This window comes from Lactobacillus nasalidis (assembly GCF_016587775.1).
GTDB lineage: Bacteria > Bacillota > Bacilli > Lactobacillales > Lactobacillaceae > Lactobacillus > Lactobacillus nasalidis.
The window spans coordinates 1-4,921 of the sequence record NZ_BOCG01000255.1; the positions used below are offsets into that span (position 1 = coordinate 1).

Here is a 4,921-nt window from a genome sequence, read left to right on the forward strand (position 1 = left end):
CAGGGCCGTCGGCAGCAGCCAGGCAAAGACCAGGGCCAGCAAGAGAAAGTATTCCAGCAGCTGCCGCTTGGAAGCGATCGGCCGCAAAAGCGGCGTCACCAAATACAAGCCGATAATCATCGGCAGATACCACAGGTGGTCATAGCTGCCTAAAAGCAGCCTGGCCAGGGTGACGAGGTCACAGCCCTTGGCAAAATAGTACCAGCCGCAGTAGATCAGCTGCCAGGCCAGATAAAGGACCAGCAGCTTGCCGATGTATTTTTTAAACAGTCTTTGCCAGCTCAAATCAAAAGCCGGATTCAGAAAAATTGCCCCCGAAATCATGACGAAAACCGGCACGCAGAAGCGGCTCAGCCCGTCCCAAAAGTTGAGCAGCTGCCAGTTCAAGCCGGCGCGCTCTTGCTGGTAGAAATTGAGCGAGGTGGCGACATGAACGGTTATCACGCCAAAGATCGCCAGCAGGCGGAGATAATCTAGATAGTCGATGCGCTGCTTTCGAGCCATCGGTGCCTCCCGTTTTTGTTTCTATACAAAGAAAAAAACAAGGGCTAAGTTGGTCTTAGTCCATGTTTTTCTCTGTAAATCACAACATTATTTCTTCATGGTGTAGAAGCCTTTGATCTTTAGCGCGTAAGCTGAGCCCGCGGTCATGTCGTACTGGATCATCTCGTAATCCTTGAGCAGGGCCTGCTGGGAGCTGGTCAAAGTCTTCGGGTCGACTTCCTTGCCCTTCTGGTTGACCAGAGTGAAGCCGGAGTCGTCAGTGTAGCTGATGGTCAAAGCCGGCAGCTTCTTGTGAACTTCCGTCAGAAGTGCCTGGTAGGCCGTCACCTTGCTGTTGGTTTGTTCCAGCATCATGGCAATAAAGTCACTGGTGTTGACGTAATTGGTCTTTGAAGTCAGCTTGGCCTTGGCCCCGTGCTGACGGGCGTACTTGTTGGAGTAGATGAAGTAGCGCGTCGAGTGCATCTGAATCGGGTACTTGGACGTGTATGACTGTGAAACGATTGACGGGTAGTGGTCCCCGTAGAAGACCAGGGTGATCGGCTTCTTGATCTTGTCGATCTGCTTGATGAACTTCTTGACCGCCTCGTCAGTGTAGTGCGTCCCCATGATGTAGGTTGCCGCCTGGGTTCTGACGTCACCGTCAGTGAACAGCGAGCCGGAAATCTTGCCGGCGTAGTAGTTGTTCGGGTACCAGTTGTTGTATGGCATGTGGTTCTGGATCGAGATCAGGTTGATGAACTGGCCGCCCTTGCGGGAGTTGATCTGCCGCAAGCCGTTGGCGTAAGTCGTGAAGTCGGAGTTGTAGGAGTTGGTCCCCAGCTTCTTCTGGTCCACGATCTTGTACTTGGAACCGATGTAGACGAACTTGTTGAACTTGAAGCGCTTGTAGTCTTCAATTCTTGAGTAGTAGGTCCCGATGAACGGGTGAACAGCTGAAGAGTAGCTGAAGTTGGCGCCGATGGTCGGGTAGTACTTGTACTGCGGCACAACCTGCACGTATGGCGTCAGGGAGGTGCTGAAGGCCCCCATGTTGAACCCGGTCAAAGATTCCCATTCCATGTTGGCAGTACCGCCGCCGTAACCGGCACTAAGCATGGTCCCGTAAGTCGTGCTGCTCTGCAAAGAGTGGATGTACGGGATCGGATCCTTGGTCCCCTTGGCAAATTTAAGCGTCGGGAAAGTCGTCGGATCCATAAAGCTTTCGCTCAAGTTGAAGACGATGGTCTGCTTGGACAGGTCATTGGTCCGGGTCTTGTTGATCTTGTCAGCCACCTTTTGGTACTTCTGATAGAGCTTGTAGATCTGGCTCTTGGAGTAGTTGCTTGGCTGGTCCATGATCTGCAGGTCGATGTAGTTCAAGAAGTTCAGGATCGGCCCGTTGACCTGGATGTCTCTTTCAGGGTTTCTGAAGGACTGCTTGTTGTCAAAAGCCCGGTTCAAGCGGTAAATCGCTGACCCCTTGTGGTTGAACCACATCGGCGTCATGAACAGGGCCAGGCTGGCCAGGGCCCACATGCCCCGCCGCTTCCAGTTGCCGCGCTTCTTGACCTTGAACTTGATTTCGCAAAAGACCATCAAGGCAATTACCACTGCCAGGGCCAGCAAAATCATGATCAGGGTCTTTTGCCCGCCGATCATGCTCAAAAGACTGTCAGCGTTGGTTACTTCAGACAGTTCACTTGGGTAGATCGGCTCGCCCCGCAGGTTCAGCTTGATCTTGTTGGCGATCGCCCAGGCAATGACGATCGTTGACGTCGTGATGACGGAAACCCAGTATCTGGTAGTGACAAAATACAGGATCGTGAAGAAGGCGTCAACGAAAATCGTCGTCAGGATCAAAGCGCCCAGCTTGGTCCCAATCAGCCAGACCACGGCGTTAACGTCGGAAGCCGTTGAGATCTGGATCCGCAGGTTGTCTGACTCGATCAGGAAGGACGCGAAAGTCAGCACGAAGAAGAAGGTCCAGGTCAGCAGGTTGGTCCGGTGGTACTTCACCCAGCCCCAGACGCGGTCGAAGATGCCTTCGGCCACTTCCCCGAAGCTCTTGGTGTCGTGCAGGAAGCGGTTGACGCGCTTGACCGGCTTGAGCCGCCACAGATAGCGTTCAATCAGCCAGTGCCAAACGATCGCGATGGCCAGCATGATCAAGATCGTGATCAAACGGTTCAATTGCCGGCTGCCCGTGCCGTATTTCAAGGACGACATGAATGAGCTGGCGTCCGGAGCCTGCATGAAGATGATCAGCGGGATCAGGAAGTCCAGATCCTTTTCTTCCAGGGCCGCGATGGCCGGACGCGCGAAAGCGAAGGCCGCCAAGGCGATAATGAAGATGAACGGCGAGGTCACGTTGATCAGGAACTGGTAGTTCCATGATGTGGTGTTGGCGTGACCTGACAGGATCTGTGACCAGTAAACGGCGTTAAAGCCAGGAACGCCAACCGTCACGAAGGCCAGAGAGAAGATACCGGCCAGAATCGACAGGATGGTTCTCTTGGCTGAAAACTTGATCTTTCCCAAGTACATTCCCCAGGCAAACGGCAGTACCAGGTACAAGCCGTAAATGGAGTAAGACATCAGGTAAGTCCCGGCTGACAGGGCAAAGCCCAGCAAAGTCAGCGCCGTCAAGATGATCAGGCTCTGCTTGTGGCTGAATTTCTCCTGCCAGTCATAAATGACCGGCTGCACCAGCAGGGCGAAGACCAGGCCCGTCATCAAAACGGAGGTCGAGGTCAGGATCGGGAACAGGATGCCCCAGAAGCGCCAGGCATTCAAGTGCCACGGCTCGGAAACAAAGAAGACGATATAGTAGGCAATCAGGGTCACTTCCATGATGATCCAGGCCCTGAAGCCTTCATTAAAGCGCAGCTTGCGCTTGCTGTAGACTGCACCGAAAATCATCGGCACGAACCAATAGGTCGCGCTTTGCGCGGTCAGCGGCAAATAGCGCAGGTAGCTGATTGAGCTCTTCAGCATGCTGTGTCTGAAGTTAAACATCTGCAGCAAAAGCACCAGAGCCGCCACTACTAGAAAGCCGTACTTCAGCAGGTTACGAGTTTTTCTAGATTGTTTTTGTTCACTCATCGATATCGGAATAATTCTCTTTCTTTTGCAATTTCAAAATTCATTATACTCAGTTATTTTAAAAAAAGGAGCAAGAATCTATTTCAAAATTCCTAATTTCTTTTTGATTGTGTATAAAATATCCACCCGCTTGCCATGGCCCGTGAAAAAGTCCCGGATATCGTAGCGGAACTTGTAGGCCATGATCAACGTGGCTATCAAAAAGACCACGCCGGCTTCCAGCGACCGGGTCAGCTCATAGATGCTGAAAGACAGCATGAAGACCAGGGGCGGGATCGTCAGGTTCTGCATGATGCAGGTCAGAATCAGGGCGATCAACAGCGTCGCCAGGCCGGCCCGCCAGTCATACAAGACCGTCGTCATCGCCATGACTGCCACTGCCTTGCCGCCCTTAAAGTGGTTGAAGACCGGGAAGCAGTGCCCCAGCACCACGCCCAGGCCCGTATAGGCCACCAGCAGGTGCTGGTGGTAGATGGCATAAACCAGGCCGACCGCCAGCAGGGTCTTGAGCAGGTCGCCAACGCAGGTCAGGATTCCGGCCTTTTTGCCGAAAACCGCCCCCATGTTGGCCGTGCCCGGGTTGCCCGACCCGTACTTGGTCGGGTCCTTATGCAAAAAGTACCGGCCGACGAACATCGCGCTGATGAAGTTTCCGAACAGGTAGCCGATGGCGACTGCCAGAATTTTGTCAAGCACGCCTAATTCCCCCCTGAAAACGGATTGGTACTGTAGCTGTAAGTATAAGCCGTGCTGCTGGAAGCTGCACTGGCGCTTGTACTTGAACTGGAACTGGAGCTGGAGCTTGCACTGCTGCTGGAGCTGGAAGCCTTCGTTCCTTCAGAATAAATGGTGTAGTTCTGCGTCTGGCTGCTGTTGAATTTGAAGCCGTTGGCGATGTTGAGCTTGTTCAGCTCGGTTTCCCGGTTGGAAACCGTGGCCGTCTTAAGGCCCAGCAGCTTTCTGATCTTGTTTGAGACCCGCTGCAGCTCGCTGGTTGAGGCGATCTGGTAGGAGGCACCGTCAACGTAGGCGCTGTAGCCATGCAGATAGTCGCTGTCACTGGATGAAGTGCAGTTTGAGTAGTTGGCCAGGATCGACTTCAGAGCCTGGAAGTTCAAGTTGGTCTTGACGTTGGACGACAGGTTGTTGGCGATCTTGGTGAAGTTCTTCAAAGATTCCGTCGTCGCCAGCTTCTTGACCAGCTTGGTGATGACTTCTCTTTGCCGCTTCTGGCGGCCGTAGTCGCCTTCCGGGTCGTCATAGCGCATCCGGCTGTAAGCCAAAGCTGCCTGCCCGTTTAAGTGCTGGCGGACCCCCTTCTTGAAAGGAAAGC

Annotated in this window: 4 protein-coding genes; all 4 read right to left on the minus strand. The window is 53.4% G+C overall.

Annotated elements, in window-relative coordinates:
* Positions 1-504: acyltransferase (locus lacNas_RS04460; RefSeq protein ID WP_201346630.1), on the minus strand; the 504-nt coding region annotated here is incomplete at its 3' end.
* Between the two features lie 87 nt (positions 505-591).
* A complete protein-coding gene (locus tag lacNas_RS04465; protein WP_201331954.1) occupies positions 592-3,588 on the minus strand; it encodes an LTA synthase family protein in 2,997 nt (998 codons plus the stop codon).
* A gap of 78 nt (positions 3,589-3,666) precedes the next feature.
* The gene (locus tag lacNas_RS04470) at positions 3,667-4,284 is read right to left on the minus strand and encodes a glycerol-3-phosphate acyltransferase (protein WP_201346631.1); all 618 of its coding nucleotides are present in this window, start codon (positions 4,282-4,284) and stop codon (positions 3,667-3,669) included.
* Between the two features lie 2 nt (positions 4,285-4,286).
* The coding region (locus lacNas_RS04475) for an LCP family protein (protein WP_201346632.1) at positions 4,287-4,921 on the minus strand (635 nt) is incomplete at its 5' end.

Coding starts and splice junctions, on each gene's coding strand:
- lacNas_RS04465 (WP_201331954.1), bottom strand. CDS start 3,588: ATGAGTGAACAAAAACAATCTAGAAAAACTCGTAACCTGCTGAAGTAC.